Annotated in this window: 1 protein-coding gene; it reads right to left on the reverse strand. The window is 49.9% G+C overall.

Annotated elements, in window-relative coordinates:
• Positions 1-162: 162 nt before the first annotated feature.
• Complete coding sequence (locus HMPREF9056_RS13900; protein ID WP_087942283.1) at positions 163-771, reverse strand: Imm5 family immunity protein; 609 nt, start codon at positions 769-771, stop codon at positions 163-165.
• Positions 772-963: the final 192 nt, after the last annotated feature.

A 963-nucleotide genomic window follows, 5' to 3' on the forward strand; every position in this document is an offset into this window, starting at 1 on the left:
TGATGGTCATGGGCCACCTGTGCTCGGCGATAGTGCGGACGATCACCACCCTCTCATCAACAGGGTAGAAACGGAACTGCTGGTCTCTAATTGCTGACGTCGACTGAATCACATCCAAGCATCATCCGTTTATGGCGAACCTATCTGTTTCACAGCGATTTCTCACCCCCTAAGCGCCGACGGAATGGCTTCATTGAGATACCACAACCAGAATGATCGTCGAGCCTCAACATCTACTTCGGCGGCAGTTCTCCAGTTCATGCCGCCGGCAACTGCGCATGCGCATGCATAACTACAGTCTAAGGAGTCTGGCAGGAGCTCGTCATCATCCTCTAAAGTTTCATCGATATCCGCGTACGGGTCAGGGTAACAAGCGGATATAACGAGTTGTTGAGCCGCGTCGGCGACCATTATAGCGCGATCATTGGCGGGATTTACGGCAACCCTGTCAAAACTCTGGAAAAAACGGTAAGCTTCCATTTCCGCTTGATCGGGCCAAGCTTGCCTTTGAACGACCTGGCGAGCCAGGATCAGCATGTCATCTAACGATGAATTGTCGGGAAATGCCGTGGCCCATAGATGCTGAACGTGGCGCACACATTCCCCTTGCAAGGAAATACGAATTCGATAAGATCGCTCCGCATTGCGATCGTCAATCATTGCGACATAAATCTTCATGCGTCGCCCTATAGATAGAATCCCTTTGCTGTCACCACTCACTTCTGTCAGAGCAATTTCTATCTGGGTTGCAAGTTCCTTCGTGTTGATCATCGTTTCTTCAAGTCTTCAAATTGATGTTGGTTTGTCTTAAAATACACGGAAGAAACAAACTCGTCGGATTAAAAATTCGTTCATTTGAGGCACTTGCGGTTCCGCCTAGCCTAAATTTCCGCATCCCGTTCGGTCCTGTGATTCTGCGACGTGTTGGGCTTGGGTTCTGGCTGCTGTGTGTTCGGTGGCTTG

Source organism: Actinomyces sp. oral taxon 170 str. F0386 (assembly GCF_000195595.1).
GTDB lineage: Bacteria > Actinomycetota > Actinomycetes > Actinomycetales > Actinomycetaceae > Actinomyces.